We start from the raw sequence: 19,618 nt of genomic DNA, 5'->3' as shown, positions 1-19,618 counted from the left end.
GTCCACAGCGGGCCGCTCGCCATCGCGAGCAGGCTCATTGCGACATGAAACGCGGTCAAGGCGCCGGTCGAATGCTCCAGCGTCATCGCGATGCCCTCGGCTCAATGGCCTTCGATCGTAAAGAGGATCTCCGCAAAGCCAGGTACGGTGGCCGCGCGATTCCAGTCACGTTGCAGCTCGCAAATGAGCTGCACCCAGCTCGTCGGCCTGGCGCCCGCCTGAACGAGACGGTCGATGGCGGCGTTGTGCGCTTCGAGCGACGTGCCTCCGCAAGCGTCGACCACCGGGTAGACCTCGAAGCCATCAGCCATGGCGTCCAGCGCGGGATGAACGAGGCATACCTCGGTCCACAGCGCCGCCATGATCAGCTTCTTTCGCCCCGTCGCCTTCACTGCGGCCACGAAATCCCGATCCTCCCAGGCGTTGATCGAGGTACGGTCGATGACGGGAACGTCGCCCAGGACCTCGGTGATCTGGTGGATCGTGGGCTGGTTACGTCCCGTGGCCACGTTCACCGTCGCAAGCACGATCGGCAGGCCATACAGCTTCGCGGTGCGCGCCAGCGCCGTGATGTTGGCAACCAACTGGCGCTTGTCGCGCGAGGCGATGGAGCTCACCTGCACGGGTTGAAAGTCGATGATCAGAACGGCGGCGTTCTGCGGCGTGAGCAAATGGTCGGCGATCGGATCTCGGATGGCGGCATAGGAGGTCATGGCGATGGTCCTTCGGGCAGAATGTGTTGGAGGGCGCGGCTATGGCTGCCGTGGAGCGGCGGACGCATCGACGTAGCGGGTGTCCGTGGGGCCCATGCCGGTGATGTAGACAACCACGGCCTGGTCACCCGTCCGGGCGAAGTGGGCCTCGCCGCCGGGTTCGGTGTAGAAACTGCCGGGGGGCAGCGCCTTGAGCTTGTCTTCGGTGTTGGTCGGGCCGTAGCCGAACCACCATATGCCGGACACCACCACGGCCGAACGGCTGTCGCGATGGGTGTGAGCGGCGATGATGGTGTGCGCCGGGACGCGAAGCGCAATGGTGTAAGGTCCGGAGGCCGTGGGATCCCCCGACAGAACGGTGGTCTGAATACCGGCAACCCCGGAGGTGCCGGCGCCCGCGCCGCCCTTCGACAGCGCTGCGATATCATTCGGATCGAGCCGGCGCTCGTCCGCGGGAGAGGCGACGGCGACAAGCGATGTCGCAAGCAGCACCGAGACCGCGAGGCCTGCTCCGCGGGACTTGAACGAACCGAAGACACTCATTGAATGAACTCCTGGACTGCGGCCACCGTGGCTTTGGGGTTTTCCTCCATCAGCCAGTGGCCAGCATTGGGGATGACGACGCCCTGGACATTGCTGAAGGCGGCCTTGGCCACCACCGCCATCGTCGTGCCGAACGACTTCTCGCCGCCGACAGCCAGAACCGGGATCGACAGCGGGCCGGCGGAGACGGATTTCTGGTTGTCGAGGGCGTCCTGGTCGAAGGCACGGAACTGCGCGAAGCCGTCGCGCATGGCGTTCGGCCGAGCATAGAGCTTGGCGTAATGGACGCGGCTCGCCTCGTCGAAGTTCTTCGGATTGGCGGAGAACTCGTTCCAGAAGCGGTCGAGATAGATGCGCTCGCGCCCCTTCACCAGCCGCTCCATGTCCGGCCCGCCGAAGCGGAAATGCCACAGCATCGGACTTTTCAGGATCTCCTCCCACGGGCCGACGCCGGGAATGGGAGCGTCCATCAGCACGAGACGGGAGATGCGTTGGGGCTGCTCCGCCACGAAGGCATAGGCAACCATGTTGCCGATGTCGTGGGCGACGACGTCAACCTTGCTCACGTGCAGCGCATCCAGTACGCCGGCGATATCGCGGCCCTGGTTCTTCTTGTCATAGCCGCCATCCGGATGCGCGGAGAGGCCCATGCCGCGAAGGTCGGGTACGATCACCGTGTGGGTCTTGGCGAGCGCGACGGCCAGCGGCTGCCACATGTCGCCTGTCTCGCCATAGCCGTGCAGCATGACCACGGCCGGTCCGCGGCCACCGACACGGACGAAGATCTGTGTTCCGTTGGTGGCGATCGTTTCAGTCTTGAAACTGGCCGGGTACGGCACGACATCCGCCACACCGGGAGAGGCCGCGAGAATGGTGGCGCATGCGATGAGAGACGTGAGCATTCGAATCATGGGTGTACTCTTTGGTGCTGCTTCGTGCGGCGAGGTTAGGCGCCCTGCCGTTGGCGGGCTTGATCAAAAGCACCGGATTTGTCGAACAATACTCTCCCGTTATCGGCGCGCCGCGTCAGCTCGGTCTCCGGATCGCCTGTCCTGTGAAACGCGCCAGCCCGTCCACGCAGCCGAACAGAAGAAGCGGTGACCGTGACGGCTGCAGGATAGGTTTGTTCAAGCCCTGTCATGGGCGACGGGCTATTGTGGTTGCTTTTCGTTGGGGCAACCCAACACCGGCGCTGTGGCCCCCTCGCGCGGATCGCAGGGCCGTGTCAGACTGGCGGGTGAAGCAAAGGTGACGAATGACCCCGCAACCAGCAACGGCGCAAACCAATCGACATCCGCGCGGCGACCTTTTCCCCGCCTCCGCGTCGATCGAACAATCACGGCCCATGCGCGCGGCACGGTGCGCACGATGACGGACGTCACGTCGCGAGAACACGAGGGACGCACGAGTGCAACGCTGTCGGGCGACCTTGATGTCTGGGAGCAGAGTTTTCGTATTGCGATCGACACCATCCCGGGGCTGGCCTGGTTCGGCAGTGCCGACGGCCCCGTCGAGTTCTTGAACAAGCAGTGGTGTGAATACACCGGGATGTCGCTGGCCGATGCCCTCGGGTGGGGCTGGACCGGCACCATACACCCGGACGATCTGCCCGGCCTCGAGGCACAGTGGCACGATGCGTTGGTGCGGGGCGGGCCGGGTGAGCTCGAGGCACGAGTCCGGCGGTGCGACGGCGAGTATCGCTGGTTCCTGTTCCGCTATGCTCCTCTTCTGGACAATGCCGGCCGGGTCCTCAAATGGTATGGCGTCAACACCGACATCGAGGCCCGCAAACGCGCCGAGAAGGCGCTGCTGGCATCGGAGCAGCTGGCCCGAGGTCAGGTCAACGTCCTCAAGAGCGCCCTGGATGCGCTGGCGACGGAGCCGGACTCCAGCCAGCTGGTCGCGCACATTCTGGACACGCTGACCGAACAGTTCGGGGCGCACAGCGCCAGCGTGTGGCGCCGCGGCGACGACGACGGAAGGCTTGCGCTCGCGTTCGCTTTCGAGGACGGCATCATCGTTCCCAAGACCGATCCGAGGTTTGCCGGGCTCGATCTCGTGCTGCCGATGGAAGACATCTGGCCGTGGCCCGAAGTGTTTCGCTCCGGCCAACCGAGCGTCATCGAGGACATTCGAGCCGTTCCGCCGTTCGCCTTGCGCGATCGGCTTCTGCCGCTGGACATCATTACCGTTCTGCTGGTCCCCATGACGATCGCCGGGCGGCTGGAAGGCGCGATCGGGCTTCGCTTCAAGCAGCAGCGCGCTTTCCAGACCGAGCAGACCAAGCTGGCCCTGGCGCTGGCCACCCAGGCCATGCTGATGATCCGATTGACCGAGCTGTCCGCGCAGAGCCGCGAGGCGGCCATTGTCGACGAGCGCAACCGGATCGCCCGCGATATTCACGACACGCTGGCCCAGGGCTTCACCGGGGTCATCGTCCAGCTGGAGGCGGCTGAAGATGCCGCTCGGCGCGGCCTCGGGCCGGAGGCGGCGCATCATGTCATCATGGCGCGAAACCTTGCGCGCGAAAGCCTGCGCGAAGCGCGGCGTTCCGTTCAGGCCCTGCGGCCCCAGGCCCTGGAAGAGGGAGGGATTACAGGCGCCCTGCGGATCCTGTTCGGGAAATTGACCGAGGGCCTGGCGCTCAATGTCGATTTCAAGGTGCTCGGCGTCGCCAGATCGTTGCCAGCCGAATGGGAGAAGAACCTGTTCAGGATCGCCCAGGAGGTCCTGACCAATGTGCTTCGCCATGCTCAGGCCTCGCACATGACGGCCACCATTGCCTTCAGTGCGGACGGCGTCCAACTCGAGTTTGTCGACGACGGCCAGGGCTTCGATCCCGCCGCAAGAAGCGAAGGCTACGGGCTTTTGGGCATGCGCGAACGCGTTGACGCCATGGGCGGCCAAATGGAGGTGCGCAGCGCGAGCAGCGGCGGCGCAAGAATTACGATCAGCCTGCCGGCAGCGTTGCCCGAAACATCGGGATCAAGGTGATGGAAATCTCCAAGACGACACAGCAACCGCCTTCGCGGATACGCGTCCTGATCGCCGACGACCATGTCACGGTTCGCGAAGGGCTGACGGCGATCATCGGGCGGCAGCCGGATATGGTCGTGATCGCGGAAGCAGACAATGGCCGGGACTGCGTGGAGCGCTGGCTGGAATGTCGTCCCGACGTCGCCCTGCTCGATCTGCGCATGCCGGCTCTCGACGGTGTCGGCGCCATTGAAGAGATCCGTCGCGAGGACAGCTCGGCGCGGCTGATCATCCTGACCACGTTCGACACCGACAACGACATTTCCAGGGCCATCATGGCTGGCGCGAAGGGGTACATGCTCAAGGACGCCCGGCGGGAGGAGCTGCTGGATTGCATCCGCGGCGTCCATGCCGGCGAAACCCGGATTCCGCCGTCCCTCGTGGCGAAGCTCGCCGCAGGCGTCAGCGGCGAGGCGCTCACCAGCCGCGAGCTCGAGGTCCTCACCTTGCTGGCGCGAGGACATAGCAACAAGGACATCAGCGCTCGCCTGAACATCGGGGAGACGACCGTCAAATCTCACCTGCGCAGCATCTTCAGCAAGCTGCAGGTCTTGAGCCGCACCGAGGCGATCACGGTGGCGAGCCGGCGCGGGCTCATCCGGCTTTAGGGCGTGTTCAAGCGAAGCCGGCACCGCTTCGCGTGACGAAAACGCGTCAAAACAAGTGATCTGAGCGCGTTCGTGATCCATCGAAGGCGAACGCGCTTCTGGACGCTCCTCCGTCATCTCATCCAAAAGGACGAGCCTGGACTCGTCCGTTCGCACAGCCGGGACACCCATCGAGCGATCGATGGACCGCGGATGTCTTGCGAGAGATGATTTCGCTTTGGATGGAGACGAGACCCGATGTCGGAGATGCTGCGCGAGGTCAAGGCTGTGCACAAGCCCTCGGGCAAGGAAGAGGTCGCCCAGGTCATGTCCGAGGTACTGGCCCAGGTCCTCAAGCGCGCACGGCAGGCTCTGGACGGAGATGCACCCGCTGCGAGGCACGAAATCAACCAGGCGCTGGCGCTGCTCGCGCGTCCCCCGGCCCCGACGGAGGTTCGACCAGGCCATCGGCGCCGGGCCCGGCGGGGACTGGCCCCCTGGCAGATGCGACGGGTGATCCATCACATCCATACCAATATCGAGGCGCCGATCCGGGCCAGGGATATGGCTGGCCTCACGCGGCTGAGCACCAGCTACTTCTTCCGCGCCTTCAATTGCAGCTTCGGCGTGTCACCGCATGCCTATGTCCTCGCTCTGCGGCTTGCGCGCGCACGCGAGTTGCTGGTGAACAGCGACGATCAGATGATCGCAATCGCGGCCGCCTGCGGCTTTGCGGACCAGGCGCATTTTTCGAGGATGTTCCGTCGCGAAGTGGGCTGCGCTCCCAGTGTCTGGCGGCGCGAACAGCTCGGCGCTGTCGCACCAGCGACGCGCTCAACGCCGGCATCGACGGATCATCGCGACCACGGATCCGCTCCCCCGGACATGATGGTTGCACGGCTTCACACCCCCGCCGGCTGAGGTGGCCGAACGGGTCGGGCGAGCGCGCCACGACGCGCGCCCTCACAAATTCTGGATCCATGACGCCAGCAGCGTGCCTTTCTCGCGCACCGCGGCGCTCTGGAAGGTGCGGTTGACGTCGCGCGGGTTGACGCCGTAGCGGCGGCGGAAGGCGCGGCTGAACATCTTTTCCGACTCATAGCCGCAGGCATAGGCGACCGACGACACCCGTTGCCGCGGCCCGCCCTCGACGCCGGCGAAAATGCGCATGGCGCGGGCGAGGCGACGATTGCGCACATAGCTCGCAACCCCGCCATCGCCTGCGAACAGCTTGTAGAGCGGCGAGCGCGACAGGCCGAAGCGCGCGCACAGCAGCTCGACGCCGAGCTCGGGGAGATGAATGTTGTCCTCGATGAACTGCCGGACCTCGATCGCGGCCACCGCCGGATCGGGCGACGCCTCATCGTCGTCGTCCGGCGTCAACGCTGCGTTGCAGATGGCGAGCGCTGCCGAGGTCAGAAATCCGCGCTGCCCCGCATCGGCGCGGCGCAGGCAGGCGCGCATGTTGAGGAGATGATCGGCCATCAGCTTGAGCAGCGGGCTGGAGGCCGACGGCAGCACCTGGAGATGGCGTGACATCATCCTGCCGGCACGGCGCTCGAACCGCCGCCGTGGAACGCACAGGTGGATCGCCGACATGCCGTCGGTCGTCGACCGGAAACTCTGGGCGAGATCGAGCACCCAGAAATCGCCGGGCTTCGCCACGACCTCCCCTTCGCGACATGCCAGATGAGTCGCGCCGGAAATCTGGAAGCCGATGAAGATGTGATCGACGCCCTGCGCCACGATCTGCGGCAGCGTGCGCTGCGCGCTGTGGGCGAACGCGCTGTGATCGAAGAACAGCATGCGCTCGAGATTGTAGCAGCGAAATACGAGATCGCGCCCCGGCAGCGTGGCGCCGGCGCGATCGGACACGAACAGGCTCGAGGTCAGATCCTGCCATGTCTGCAGCCGCGCCCGATCGTCGTCAATCTCCGAGAATCTCGGATCGATCAGTTGCAGCGTCATGGGTGATTCGGCCACGCGTTCTAACATCATCTGTCTCGCGTCAGCGGCTTACGGTTGAATTACGCGCATCGGCATCGCGCGATTTTTTTCAAAACACGTCATCGCAGGTAGTTGAGCAGCGACAGCTTCGACAGCATCGACGTCACCTGGTAGCTCGCCTGCAGACGGTTCTGGACATCGACCAGCCGGACGACGAGTTCTTCCGTCGGCGCGTTCTCGAGATGATCGAGATGCGACTGCAGGATGGTGCGCACGGTCTTGTTCTGCGCCTGCGCATCCGCCAGTGCGCTCGACGCGAGGCCGAGCGCACCGGCGATGCCATCGAGCGCGTCCTTGCCGGGCAGCAGCGTCAACGCCTGCGCACCCAGCGCTTTCCAGCGCTCCGCGGTTGCCGGCGTCGCCGCGGTGACCTTGTCCATGTCGCTGACGGCGAGCGCGGCGAAACCCGCCACCGCGGCGCGAATGGCGTCCTCGTTGGCGCGCGCGCCGATGCCGACCGTGGCGGTGGCGCTGGTGCGCACGGCAATCGCCGCGCGCGGATCTCCGGCGGCGATCTCGCCCCTGTACCAGACCACCGTCGAAGCCGACGGCGTCTGGGCATACGCGGGTGCTGCTCCCGAGAAATCGATGCGGCGCGGCGCCAGGCCGGGCGCAGCGGAGCCGGCGAAGAAATCCGCCGTCGCGCGCGCGGTCGCGCTCGCGGCAAGCGTCGTCTCCGCGGCACGATTCAATGCACGTTGCAGCGCGCCGGACAGGTTCTGCGCCGTCGCCGCCGGCGTCGCGCCGATCGCAAAGTCCGTGACCGACGCGGCATCGGCGCTGGTCTGCGCCTGCAGCACCAGCGTGGTCGTGGTGCCGTCGCGCAGCGCAAGACGCACCGCGACCTTGTCGCCGGCGTTCGGCTGCGACACGACATTGATGGTGAGCGCGGCCGGCGCCGTGGCATTCGCAAACGTCGCCGTGAGACCGGGCGGCGCCGCGCTCTGCACGCTGGCGATGCGGCCGCTGCCGACCAGCGCCTGCAACGACGCCGCGGCATTGGCGGCGGAGGAGATGTCAGCGAGATCGGCGCCTGCCAGATCGTATGTCTTCTGACCACCTTCGGCGAGATTGACGACGACGCGGAAGCGATCGCCCGCCGCCGGCGCCTGGGCGAAGCGCGGGACGGCGCCCTCCACCGCGCCGGGCGCGTAGCCGACAGTCGCGAAGCTGCCGGACACGACCGGCGCACCGGCGAGCGTGAAGCCGAAATTGGCGCGCGCGCCGGCGTCGGCGTCCTCCTGCAGGCGGATGCTGGTCGGCGACGGCGACGACTGCGTCAGGCGGCCGCTGCCGGTGCCGAGATCGGCCCGCATCTGCTCGGCGACCAGCGTCCGCAGGCCGGCGAGCGGCCTCGCCGGATCGCTGGCGTCGCCATTGAGGATGATGTCGGTGGACAGCACCGGCGGCGCGCCGCTGAGCCGGCCGCCGAACACATACTGGCCGCCGATCTGCTGGTTGAGCGCATCGAGCGCGCTGTCGAGGCCCTCGCGTGCGAGGCGGGTGTTGGCGGCGCTGTCGGTGGCGTTGGTGAGAAGACCGTTGCGCAGCGTCGCGGTCGCCTTGGCGATCTGCGCCAGGCTCGCCGTGGTCAGGTCGAGGCGCGGCCGGGCGCTGGTGATGGCGGCATCGTAGCCGTTCAAGGCACCGAGCATGGCGTGGCCGGCGAGGCTGTCGGCACGGCCGGCGCCGAGCTCGCCATAGGTCTCGGCGACGCGCCCGGTGTGCAGCTGGTTCGACAGCGCGTTGATCTGGCCGCGCAACGCCAGCAGGTCGGACGTGCTGCGATCGACCAGATAGTTGCCGGCGGCGAAAGGAGTGATCGAGACCATGGCGGCCCTCACGACTTGAGCAGGGTGTCGAGCATCTCGCGCACCACCGACAGCAGGCGGGCGTTGGCGGCGTAGGCGGTCTGCAGCGTGACGAGGCGTGCCATCTCCTCGTCGACGTTGACGCCGGCGCCCTTGGCGAACCAGCCCTGGGTGGTGCCGAGCACCACGCCCTGGCGCTCGTCGATGGTCTTCGCCGCAGCGGCCGCGGCGCCTTCGGCGGCGACCATGTCCTGCGTGAAGGCGACGACGGTGGTGCTGATGGGCGCCTGGCCGCCCGCCGACGCGAACATCTGCTTGCCGCTGGTGAGCGCGTCATAGAGATACTGCGGCCGCGCCGGGCCGGGGCCAGCGGGCGTCGGCCCAACCGCCGCGAGCGGCGAGGAATCCGCGCGCAGTGCGGCATTGAGCGACAGCCGCTGCGCCAGCCCGACGCGCTGGGGCGCGCCATCGAGCGATCCCGTGACCAGCGTGTTGCCGGCGCCGTCGACGAACAGCGCGAGACGTGGATAGGCACCCGACACGTCGCCGGCCGATTTCGGCTGGGTGACGACGGCGCTGGCGCCCTGCAGGCCAGAGCCGGACAACGTCACCGTGCCGGCGCTCGCCGTCGCGGTCAGCCCCGGCGCCACCGCCGCCAGCGCCGTCGACAGCGCGGTGGCGAAGTCCTGCGCGGTTGCCGGCGGCGGCGGGATGGTGAAGGTCTGTGCCTTGGCGTTGGCGTCGACGGTCTGGCCAGCGTCGAGCGCGCGCGAGGCCTGCGTCGAGGCGACGAGCACGACGTTGCGCACGCCGCCGCCGCTGTCGATCGCCAGCGTGATGGTGTTGCCGGGCTTGAGCCGCGCGAGCTCGGTCAGGCCGAGGTCGAAACCGCCGCCGTTCGGCGCGGCCGCGATGCTCTTGTCGGTGAGCGCCTGCGCGAGGCCGGCCGCAAGATCATCGAGCCGGCGCTGCGACTGCGGCAGCGCGACGTCGCGCAGCTCGAGCGCCGCGGCGATCGATCCCGAGCGCAGCGCGTCGCGGCCGCCGAGATCGATCGCGCCGCCGCCGGGAAGGGTCGCGGTGATGGTGCCGACGCCGCGCTTCGCCGGATCGGTCGCGAACGCCGATGCCGGCCCGAGCGCGCCGCGGCCGTCGAACGACAGCGTGGTCGCCGCGCCGCGCTCCACCAGCATGACGCCCGAGGTGGTCATCAGGGTGGCCGTTCCGTCGCGCTGCATGATGGGCCTCACGTCGAGGTAGGAGGAAAGCTGGCTGATCTGCTGGTCGCGCTGGTCGAGCAGGCCGGCGCGCATGGTGTCGTCGGTCGCGGCCGACGCCTTGAGGTTGAGGCTCGCGATCGACTTCAAAAGGCCGTTGGCCGCGGTGACATCGGCGCCGAGGCGGTTCTCGAGCCCCGAGCGCAGCTCCTGCACCCGGCCGGCGATGCCGCGGATCTGGTCGGCGAGGAGCGACGCGGTGTTGAGCACCGTGCCGCGCACCGCGCCCGAGGCGGGATTGGACGCCAGCCCCTGCAGCGCCTGAGTGAAGGCGCTGAGGCGACCGTCGAGCGCGATGGCATCGCCGGGCTTGCCGTAGAGCTTGTCGACCTCCGACAGCACGTCGGCCTTGAGCGCGGTCGCGGCGGCGCGCGACGTCTCCAGCCGCAGCTGCGTCAGCGCCGCCTCCTCGAACAGGCGGTTGACCGCGCCGACCGCGACGCCGGCATTGCCGGGGCCCGCGGGCAGCAGCGTCAGGCTGCGCTTGACGTAGCCGGCAGCGCCGGCATTGGCGATGTTCTGCGACGCCACCCCGATGGCCAGCTGCGTGGCCTGCAGGCCGGCGGTCGCGGTGTCGAAGGCGCTCGTCAGCATGCGCTTCTCTCCTCAACCGCTGCCATCGCCGTCAGCGAATGGCGTTGAGCAGGTCGGACATCATCTGCTGCGAGCTGGTCATCACCTTGACGTTGGCGGAGTAGGCCTGCTGGGTGGCGATCAGCTTGGAGAACTCGCCGGCGATGTCGCTGTTGGACGCCTCGACATTGCCGCCGACGATGGTCGCGGCGTTGAGGCCGGCGATCGGCGGGCCGGAGTCGCGCGTCTGCTCGTAGCTGCCGCCGGACGCCGCCTTGAGCCCGTTGGGATTGGCGAAGTTGGCGATGCCGGCGACCGCGAGCGACGCCGTCATGTCGTTGGAGAAGGTGCCGACAATGGTGCCCTCGCCGGTGACCGAAAGGCCCTTGAGCGTGCCGGCGGCAAAGCCGTCCTGTGCCAGCGTGTTGGTCGCCGCCGCCGTCGACGACGTGGCGAACTGCGTCAGCCCGCCGAGGCCGAGGTTCAAGGTGACGTCGCCGACGCTGACGCCGTCGACGGCGACCTGCGGGATCTTGAGCGCCACCGCACCGTCGCTGCCGACGGTCGCGCTCGCCGGCGGCACGAACTTGCCCGACGTGTCGAATGAAAACGCCGCGCCGGCATTGATCCAGTCGCCGGCCTTCGCCGTCGTCGCGCTCGCCGCGTAGAACAGATTCCACACCGCGGTCTTCGGCGGCGTCGCGGCGGGGGCGGCGTCCTGCACCTTGGCCCAGCGGGTCGAGAACGACACCGGCCCGCCGCCCGCGGCGTAGAGCATCAGCGACGGCCCCATGATCGACTTGTCGAGGAAGCCTGGCGCCTGCGCCGCGGTGACCTTCTTGGTGAGGTCCGGTGCCGGCAGCGTCGGATCGGTCACCACCGCGCTCGGCAAGGTGTAGGGCGAGGTATCGCCGCTCGCCGCCGCCGGCGTGCCCGGCATCTTCGGCAGGTTGGCGCCATAATCGATGCGCGTGGTCTGGCGGCCCGGCAGGCTGACATTGGCGATCTTGATCGGGCCTGACGATGTCACGCTGCCGGTCGCGGGATCGAGATTATTGCCGAACAGGTAGCCGTCGGCGCCGTTGACGAGGTAGCCGTCCTTGTTGAGCGTGAAGTCGCCGCGCCGGGTGTAGAGCGACACGCCGGAGAATTTCGCCTCGCCGGTCTTCTGCTGCACGACCAGGAAGCCCGGGCCGTTGATCGCCATGTTGGTGGAGATGCCGGTGGCGCGCAGCGGGCCCTGCTGCGCGGTGGTGAAGCGCGCTTCCGCGATCACGCTGCCCGCCACCGCCTGCTTGGTGGACTGCGCGGTGATCAGGTCGGCGAAGTTGGTGTCGACATATTTGTAGCCCGGCGTCTGCGCGTTGGCGATGTTGCCGGAGATGTTGGCGATCGCGTAGGACTGCGCCTTCATGCCGCTGAATGCGGTCTGCAGTGCGGAGGAAATGCTCATCGTTGCCCCGATGGAAAGAGTGACGGCCGCCGTCGCGCGACGGTGCGCGGCCTGATGCGCCGGCCGCGGCGACGCCGCGCAGGGCGGCGGCATGCGACGGACGGTGATGCAGTGGGAAACGCCATCGGGACGCGGAACGAGGACGCTGGCGCAGGGTGATGCGATGGCGGAGAGACGAGGCCGGGCGGATCGGCGCCGCACGCTCCATCCTGGAGCGCACGGCGCCTGCCCTCACTCTCCTCCGCCCGTGGCCTAGCGGAGCAGCTGCAAGATGCCCTGCTGCGCCTGGCTCGCGAGCGACAGCGCCGAGATCGCCAGCGAGTTGCGCAATTCCAGCGCCTTCTGGTTGGCGGTTTCCTCGTTGAGGTCGGCGATGGTCAGGTTGCTGGCGCCGACATCGAGGATGTTGACGATGCTCTTGGTCAGCGCCTGGCGGTTCTGCACCACCGTCATGTTCGAGCCGAACGTCGAGGCCTGGGTGCGCAGGGTCGACGCCGCGTTGGTGAGCTGGCTCAGCGCGGTCTTGACCTCGTCATTGGTGGCGAAGTTGCCGGTGATCTGGGTGATGCCGAGACCGGCGGCGTCGAACTTGACGCCTTTGATGTCGAGGAAGCTGGTGTCCTTCTCGTTGAAGGTCAGGTGCAGCGTGTTCTCGCGCGGGTCGCTGCCCGAGCGGTACAGCAGGTTGACGCCCTGGAAGCGGGCGTCTTGCGCCGCCATCGAGATCTGGGTCAGCAGGTCGTTGAACTGCTGCGCCAGCACGGCGCGCTGGTTGGTGCCGTTGGCCGACGTCGCGCCGGCGCCGGCGCCGATGCGCGCCTTGGTGACATCGCCGCCGGTGCCGAAGCCGATGTCCTTGGTGCTCGCGGCCGCCGACGTCACCGTGATCTTCTGGTCGCCGCCCGCCGCGGTGGTGCGCAGCGCGATGGTGCCGGCGGTGTTGTCGTAGGTCGCGATCACCTTGCCGGAGATGCCGGTGTCGGCGTTGAGCTGCTTGTTGATGGCGTTGGCGATGTCCTGCGCCTTGAGCGTCGCCGAGCCCAGCGAAGCGTCCGCCACCTTGTTGAGGTTGATGGTCTTGGACAGGCCGTTGCCGAGCTGCAGCGTGATCGAGGCGTCGCCGCTGGTGAGATCGAAGTTGCTGGCGATGCCGAGCGCGGTGATCGCCGCGCCGGTGGCGTTGGCCTTGGCCGAGCCATCGGTGGCGTCGATGCCCGAGGCGGACACCGCGGTGACGGTGCCGACGCCGAAGCCGACATCGACGGTGTTGGCGGCACCACCGCCGCCGACCGTCAGCTTGGCGTCGACGCCGGTGACGGCCGAGGTGAAGGTCAGGCGGCCGTCATTGGTCAGCGACGCGGTGGCGAAGCCGCCGGCCTGACTGAGCTGCTGGTTGATCTGGGTCAGGATCTCGGTCGACGTCACCTTGGTGATGTCGCGCACATTGGTGCCGAGATGGGCGCGGTCGAGCGTGATCGAGGCGGTGTTGCCGAAATTGTCGGTGAGGGTGAACGACGACGCCGCGTTGGTGCCGCTGTAGTCGTGGGTGCCGTCGGCGGCGGCGCCGGTGCCGGTGCCGAGCAGCGACTTGCCGTTGGCTGCGGCCACCACCGCGCCGGTCGCGGTCGAACCAGCCGCGGTGTTCTGCACCGCGAGCGCCTGCTGTGCGGCGCTCTTCGCCGAATCGACCAGGCCCTGGATGCGGGTGATGCCCTGGTTGGCGGCCTGGACGGTCTGGATGCCGTTGGAGATGCCGTCGAGCAGCGACATCAGGTCGGACGAGCGCGCCGTCATGCTCTGCGCGGCGAAATAGTTGACCGGGTTGTCGAGCGCCGAGTTGACCTTCTTCTGGGTCGACAGGCGCGCCTGTGTCGTCGCCAGCAGCGACGCCGTGTCCTGCAGCGACAGCAGATTCTGGCGCGTCGCCGCGGACAAGGTGATTTCGGAGGGCATGGCTTGAGATCCTTCTGTTCTCGTCGCTTCAACACGCGACACGCAGAAGGGTGGGCCCTCGACTGTTTAAGGCCTTGTAATTCCGAGGCTATTCGACGCCCTATTAAGGTACTCAGCGTCCTCGATAAGGGACTTTTCGTTCTTTTTACTTCGAGGCGAGCGACGAATACTTAAACAAAGGCAGCTGAAACCTTGCCATTGCTGCAGCGATTCGGGCCGCGCCGGCGCGCGCTATCCCCTGAAAAGTGAGTGACGCACCGCCGGGCTGCTCCGTCATGGTGAGAAGGCGCCACCGGGTCTGCGCCGTCTCGAACCGTGAGGCCGAGGCGCTCCCTGACAGGGTCGCATATGTTGGGGCCTCATCCTTCGCGACGCCCGCTGCGCGGGCTCCTCGGGATGAGGAGAGAGGCCAGGCCGCAACGATCCGCCCCACCGAAAGCTTCACAAGCTGTCAGGGTGACGGATCAACTCGATCGGACTCCGGGTTATCGCGCGGCGGCCCGCCGCTTCGCCGCTGCGGGCGCGGCCAACGCCGCCTTCAGCGCGGCCTCGAAGCAGGCGATCGGCTTTGCCAGCCGCCCGGCGGGCGGGCGATGCACCACGAAGGCGCGCACCCGCGGCGCGAAATCGCGCACGGTGACGGTGCGCAGCGCGCGGCGCACGGGGCTCGCCGCGAGCGCGGCCGGCGTCGCCAGCGTGATGCCGGCGCCGCGCGCCACCAGCGACAGCCGCAGGTCCGAGCTCAGCGCCTCGACGCCGACGCGCAGCGGCAGGCGCTCCTCGCCGAGGCGCCGCCGCAGCACGCTGCGAAAGCCGCAGCCGTCGGGATTGATGATCCAGGGATAGGCCGCGAGCGCCTGCAGCGTCACAGACGAGCGCAACGCGCAGGCCTGCGGCACCACCACGACCAGCGGCTGCAGGTCGAAGGCATGCGCGGCGAGATCATCGGGCGGCGCGGCCGCCTCCGGCAGGCAGAACGCGGCCGTGTCGATCTCGCCGCGGCGGAGGCGTTCGATGAGCTGATCGGGCCACCCGGTGGTGACGCACAGCGCGAGATCGGGAAAACCGCCGCGCAGCCGATCGAGCGGCGCGGTCATCGCAATCTCCGACAGGTAGGGCGTGATGCCGAGACGGAATTCGCCGGCGATCGCGCCGTCGGTCGCAAGCTCGGTCTTGAGATCATCCAGCACCCGCAGCACGCGGCGGCCGTGCTCATAGGTGTCGCGCCCCGCCGCGGTGGGCTTCAGCGGCTTCGACTGGCGGTCGAGCAGCGCGACGCCGAGCTGCTCCTCGAGGCTCTGGATGCGGCGGCTGAGGCCGGACTGCGTCAGATGCAGCCGCGCGGCGGCCGCGACGATCGAGCCGGTTTCCACCACCGCCAGGAAGGCCTCGAGATCGCGCGTGTTCATGCCTGATCCGCATACTCTTGATGACAATTACTCGGTTGAGCCCGTTCGACATTAGCGCATATTGATTGGCATCAACATGCGTAAATGATGATATGATGCCTTTCGCCGCTCCCGCGCCGACGACGACCGCTGCCGCCGCTCCGTACTGGCCGCTGTGGGCCGCCTGCTTCCTCGGCTATGCCGCGATCGGCATGACCATCCAGGTGATGCCGGCCTATGCCCATGACCGCCTCGGCGCGGACGCGGTCGCCGCCGGCCTTGCGGTGACCATCGGCTCGCTCGCCACCATGGTCGCACGGCCGTTCGCCGGGCGCCTCGCCGATCAGCGCGGCGGCCGGCGCGTGGTGCTGATCGGCGCACTGCTCGGCCTTGCCGGCGGCCTCGGCCATCTCGTCGCCACGACGCTGCCGGCGCTGGTCCTGGCGCGCCTCGTGCTCGGCGCCGGCGAAGGCGCGCTGTTCACCGCCGCGATCGGCTGGGTGCTGGCGCAGGCGGAGCCGGCGCGCCGCGGCACCATCGCCGGCCATTTCGGCCTGTCGATGTGGACGGGGCTCGCCAGCGGCCCGGTGATCGGCGCCGCATTGCTCGCTTTTGACAGCTATCGCAGCGTGTGGCTCGCCGCGAGCCTGTTGCCCGCGCTGGCGTTCGGGCTGGTGGCGCGCACGCCGCGCATGGCGGCGGCGCCTGCCGCCGGCGCCGACCTGCGCCGTGCCTTCTTTCCCCGCGCCGCATGGCTGCCCGGCGCCTCGAATGTGTTCGCGAGCGTCGGCTATGGCGTCATCGCCGCGTTCCTGGTGCCGCGCTTCGCAGCGCTGCAGCTCGCGGGGCAAAACCTCGCGCTCGCGGTGTTCGGCCTCACCTTCATGGTGACGCGGTTCGCCGGCAGTTCGTCGGTCGATCGCTTCGGCGCGCGGCGCGTGCTGCTGATCGCCTTCGTGGTCGAGGCCGCGGGCCTCGCCGGGCTGTCTGTCGCGCACACGTCCTGGCTCGCGCTCGCCTGCACGGCGGTGACCGGCGCCGGCCTGTCGATGCTGTATCCCTGTCTTGCGAGCCTCGTGACGGCGGCCGCCGATCCGCGCGAGCGCAGCGCGGCGCTGGGCGCGGTGACCTCGGCCTGGGATCTCGGCCTCGCCGTCGGCGGCCCGCTCGGCGGCCTCGTCGCCGGCACCACCAATGCCGGCCCGTTCGCGGTCGGCGCCGCCGCGGCGCTGATCGCCACGCTGCCGCTGCTGCTGCGCCCGCGCGTCCTGCTGGTGCCGCGGCAGCAGGAATAAACCAGGGCGCAGCGACAGCTGCGTCCCGCCGACCTCAAGCGTGATGGGTTGCAGCCCTGTAGCCCGGATGAGCGCAGCGACATCCGGGGCCGAGTGATTGAGATCCCGGGTGTCGCTGTGCTCACCCGGGCCACGGCTGGCCTCACACGTCGAAGAACACCGTCTCGTTGTCGCCCTGCAGGTGGACGTCGAAGAAGAGTGGAAGTGTCGGCGCCCCTGTCGCTGCTTGCGTGTTTCTGGTCATCGTCAACCTGGTTTCCAGGTCAGAATTCGACATTGAAATTGAAGCGAGCGGACTGGTCGAACATTCCAGAGCCGAACTGGCCGCCATAAGTGACGCCGAGCGTCGCATAGGGTGACAGCACGTAGTCGATCCCGGCCTCGACCACCGCGGCATTGCGGGCGATCGGAACGCCGCCGATGGTGAAGACATCGCCGCCGCTGGCGAAGCGCATCGCCGAGAACGGCGTCGCGTCCCCGAAAGCATGACGCCAGCCGACCATGCCCTTCGCCGTCAGGGCCGTTCCGCCGACCTCGAAAGTCGTCGATGCGCGCAGACCGAGGGTGGTGAAGGTCGTATCCGTCGTTGTGGCTGCGCTGGTCAGCGCCGCCGCGCCGCCGTTCTCGGTGAAGCCGTCGGTGTGCAGGCTCACATACGCGAGGTTGGCGAAGGGTTCGAACCGGGCGGCGCCGGCATTGATGCCGTAGCCGAGTTCGCCAAAGACCTGGGCCGTACCGGCGCTGTAGTGGCCCTTCAGGGCGTCACCGAAGCCGGGGAAGATCGCGCTGCGGTTCGCGGTGATATCGTGCCAGGTGTAGGCAGCGCCGGTACGGAAGGCGAGAGCACCCCATGTCGTGCCACCATAGAGACCGATATGATAATTGTCGCTCCAACCGGATGAACGGTAATCTTTCACATCGAAATTTGTACGGCTGTAGCCCGTCACCGCGCCGAAGCGCCAGCTATCGAACACCGGTGCATCCGCCCCGATGAAGAAGCCGCCGGTCGAGCGGTTGAGGCGCGCGGCGTTGCCGTCGCCATTGGTGTTGCCCCAGGAGCCAAAGCCCTGGCCCCAGACAGCGAAGCGATCGGTGGTCGCGGCGACCGGAACCGGCTTGCCGTCGATATAGGTGGTGACAGGGCCGTTCGCGGCGCCGACGCCATCGAAGGCCGCGCGGATGCGGTCGTTGACGGCGCTGCGAACGAAGCGGCTGTCCTCGATCATCGCCGTCTTCGCCGAGGCGTGGATCTCGCCCGAGAGTTGGCCGAAAGCCGACCGTGCCTGCGGGGCCGAAAGATTCGACACGGCATTGTAGAGCGGATTGCCGAAACCGAGGCTCTCAGTCCCGCCGCCTGCGGCGATCTGGTTGGGAGTGGCGCCTATGGCTTTGAAGTCGATATTGTTGCGGGTCATCGTCAGCCAGACATTGCTGGCGTCATAACTGAGCGAGGGCGTGAGAAAGGCCAGATTCGAGGTCACGCCGGAGAAGGCGCTGTTGGCCATTAGCCCGCCAGCCGCAGTGAGGATATTGTACTTCGTCTGCGGCGCGTAATTGCCCGCGCCGGCCAGCACCTGCACCGTACCGCCTTTGATCGTCGCCGTGCCCGAGGCAACGATCTTGTCGGACTGCCCCTGAGCGTTGATCTCGACCTCGTAGATCGAACCCGGATTGAAGGTGATGCTGCCGGTGACGTTGAGCGTCCCGATCGAGTTGCCCGGCGCGATCGTGCCATTGACGGTGGTATTGCCGACGGTGCCGTTGCCCTGAAGGCGGCCGCCGGCGAGCACATCGAGCGTGCCGCCGAGCAGACCGTTCACCGCGAGCGTGCCAGCCAGAACCGAGGTCGAGCCCGTAAAGGCGGAGGAGTCCCCGGTCAGGTTCAACAGGCCGGCGCCGGTCTTGTTGAATCCGCCATTGCCCGACAGCACACCGGCATAGGCCGCGTTGGCGGTTTGGTTGAAGGTGAAGGACGCGCCCGATGCGATGGCGGCGTTGCCGCCGAAGCGTTCGGCCGAGGAAATGAGGCTACCCGCTTCGATCGTCCAGTCGAGCACAGACACGCCAGTCAAGGTCAGCGCGCCCGTGCCGCGCTTGAGCATCGCGCCACGCGCGCCATTGAGCGCGCCGATATTGCCGGCAAAGCTCGCATCGCCGGTCTGGCCGAAGACGACAGCGCCGGCATTGCTGATGTTGCCCGAGATCGAGCCGACTTGGCCGATCAGCGTACCGGTCGCGACCAGGGTGTTGCCGTAGGCGTTGGCACCGTTGTCGAGCCGCAGCGTACCGCTGCCCTGCTTGATGAGATCGCCGCCGCCCGACACCACGCCGGTCAATCCGAGTTCGGTGCCATTGGCGATGTCGAAGCGTGCCGTCTGCGTCAGCGCGATCGAACGCGCGGTGTCGAAGCTGCCGGTGGTCGCGAGCGCACCGCCGGCGAAGGTCAGGCCGCCCGTGGCTGCGCCGAGATTGGCATCGCGCGACACCGACAGCACGCCGCCGTTGATCGTGGTGCCGCCGGTATAGGCGTTGGTGCCGGTCAGGATCAGCGTGCCCGCCCCTGCCTTGGTCAGCGACGTGCCGTTCCAGCCTGTCGCGGGATTGGCCGCCTGGTCGGTGAGCGCCGTCCCGACGGTGAAGCTGTCGGTCGGGTTGGCCAGCGTGAAGGTGCCGTGCGCGAGGTTGTTGCTGGCGAACCAGCTCAGGCCATAGCTGGCGAGATATTGCAGGCTGTCGGCCGACTTATGGGTGGAGACGGTCAGGTAGTCCACCGTGCCGCTGAAGCCGCCCACGGTGACATTGGCGAAGTCGCCGCTGATGCCGGAGCGGGTGCCGATCAGCACCTTGTCGAGCTGGCTCGCGGTGCTGATGCCGCTGATGTTGAAAGCGACGCCGTTGCCGATCGAAACGCTGCCGGCCGACAGCGCCGGGCTGTTCGTGCCTGCGACGATCGAGAGCGCAGTATTGTCGGCGAAGGTCACG

General features: G+C 67.8%; 14 protein-coding genes. 4 read left to right on the top strand and 10 right to left on the bottom strand.

The features are described from left to right. Positions 1–101: 101 nt before the first annotated feature. Genes AB4Z37_RS32070 through AB4Z37_RS32060 form a run of 3 tightly spaced genes read right to left on the bottom strand, consistent with a single transcriptional unit; the run spans position 102 to position 2,158 of the window. On the bottom strand, positions 102–713 hold the full coding sequence (locus tag AB4Z37_RS32070; RefSeq protein WP_441520716.1) for a hydrolase: 612 nt from the start codon (positions 711–713) through the stop codon (positions 102–104). Between the two features lie 39 nt (positions 714–752). Beyond that, positions 753–1,256 (bottom strand): cupin domain-containing protein, encoded by a 504-nt coding sequence (locus AB4Z37_RS32065; RefSeq protein ID WP_441520715.1) that lies wholly within the window; start codon positions 1,254–1,256, stop codon positions 753–755. Then, complete coding sequence (locus tag AB4Z37_RS32060; protein ID WP_441520726.1) at positions 1,253–2,158, bottom strand: alpha/beta fold hydrolase; 906 nt, start codon at positions 2,156–2,158, stop codon at positions 1,253–1,255. Before AB4Z37_RS32060 ends, AB4Z37_RS32065 begins: the two co-directional genes overlap by 4 nt. A 466-nt stretch (positions 2,159–2,624) precedes the next feature. Here AB4Z37_RS32060 and AB4Z37_RS32055 point away from each other — a divergent pair, with 466 nt between their 5' ends. The 3 genes from AB4Z37_RS32055 to AB4Z37_RS32045 all read left to right on the top strand — a co-directional run bounded on the left by AB4Z37_RS32055 (position 2,625) and on the right by AB4Z37_RS32045 (position 5,800). Then, the gene (locus AB4Z37_RS32055; protein WP_441520714.1) at positions 2,625–4,250 is read left to right on the top strand and encodes a sensor histidine kinase; all 1,626 of its coding nucleotides are present in this window, start codon (positions 2,625–2,627) and stop codon (positions 4,248–4,250) included. Next, positions 4,250–4,900, top strand: a complete 651-nt coding sequence (locus tag AB4Z37_RS32050; protein ID WP_441520713.1) for a response regulator — start codon at positions 4,250–4,252, stop codon at positions 4,898–4,900. The genes AB4Z37_RS32055 and AB4Z37_RS32050 overlap by 1 nt, the downstream gene beginning before the upstream one ends. Positions 4,901–5,137: 237 nt before the next feature. Next, positions 5,138–5,800 (top strand): helix-turn-helix domain-containing protein, encoded by a 663-nt coding sequence (locus tag AB4Z37_RS32045; RefSeq protein WP_441520712.1) that lies wholly within the window; start codon positions 5,138–5,140, stop codon positions 5,798–5,800. Positions 5,801–5,842: 42 nt separating this feature from the next. Here the strand turns inward: AB4Z37_RS32045 and AB4Z37_RS32040 are convergent, their stop codons facing one another. From AB4Z37_RS32040 to AB4Z37_RS32015, 6 genes are all read right to left on the bottom strand, one after another. Continuing rightward, a complete protein-coding gene (locus tag AB4Z37_RS32040) occupies positions 5,843–6,847 on the bottom strand; it encodes a helix-turn-helix domain-containing protein (RefSeq protein ID WP_441520711.1) in 1,005 nt (334 codons plus the stop codon). 98 nt (positions 6,848–6,945) lie between these two features. Further along, positions 6,946–8,718, bottom strand: coding sequence for a hypothetical protein (locus tag AB4Z37_RS32035; RefSeq protein WP_441520710.1), 1,773 nt, complete (start codon positions 8,716–8,718; stop codon positions 6,946–6,948). An 8-nt stretch (positions 8,719–8,726) separates the two neighbouring features. Then, positions 8,727–10,568: a flagellar hook-associated protein FlgK gene (gene flgK, locus AB4Z37_RS32030; protein WP_441520709.1), complete on the bottom strand. Its 1,842-nt coding sequence runs from the start codon at positions 10,566–10,568 to the stop codon at positions 8,727–8,729. A gap of 31 nt (positions 10,569–10,599) precedes the next feature. Beyond that, a complete protein-coding gene (locus tag AB4Z37_RS32025; RefSeq protein ID WP_441520708.1) occupies positions 10,600–12,000 on the bottom strand; it encodes a flagellar hook protein FlgE in 1,401 nt (466 codons plus the stop codon). A 252-nt stretch (positions 12,001–12,252) separates the two neighbouring features. Then, complete coding sequence (locus AB4Z37_RS32020; protein ID WP_441520707.1) at positions 12,253–13,953, bottom strand: flagellin; 1,701 nt, start codon at positions 13,951–13,953, stop codon at positions 12,253–12,255. Between the two features lie 485 nt (positions 13,954–14,438). Beyond that, positions 14,439–15,362 (bottom strand): LysR family transcriptional regulator, encoded by a 924-nt coding sequence (locus tag AB4Z37_RS32015; RefSeq protein ID WP_441520706.1) that lies wholly within the window; start codon positions 15,360–15,362, stop codon positions 14,439–14,441. A 95-nt stretch (positions 15,363–15,457) separates the two neighbouring features. Between AB4Z37_RS32015 and AB4Z37_RS32010 the strand changes: the two genes are divergently transcribed. Next, a complete protein-coding gene (locus AB4Z37_RS32010) occupies positions 15,458–16,636 on the top strand; it encodes an MFS transporter (RefSeq protein WP_441520705.1) in 1,179 nt (392 codons plus the stop codon). A 263-nt stretch (positions 16,637–16,899) separates the two neighbouring features. Here AB4Z37_RS32010 and AB4Z37_RS32005 read toward each other — a convergent pair. After that, positions 16,900–19,618, bottom strand: a 2,719-nt coding sequence (locus AB4Z37_RS32005) for an autotransporter outer membrane beta-barrel domain-containing protein (RefSeq protein ID WP_441520704.1), incomplete at its 5' end; no start/stop codon positions are given.

It is taken from the genome of Bradyrhizobium sp. 2TAF24 (genome assembly GCF_052115025.1).
In the GTDB taxonomy this organism is placed as follows: Bacteria; Pseudomonadota; Alphaproteobacteria; order Rhizobiales; family Xanthobacteraceae; genus Bradyrhizobium_A.
Note: the sequence above shows the minus strand (reverse complement) of the source record. Positions and strands in the feature narration are given on the sequence as shown.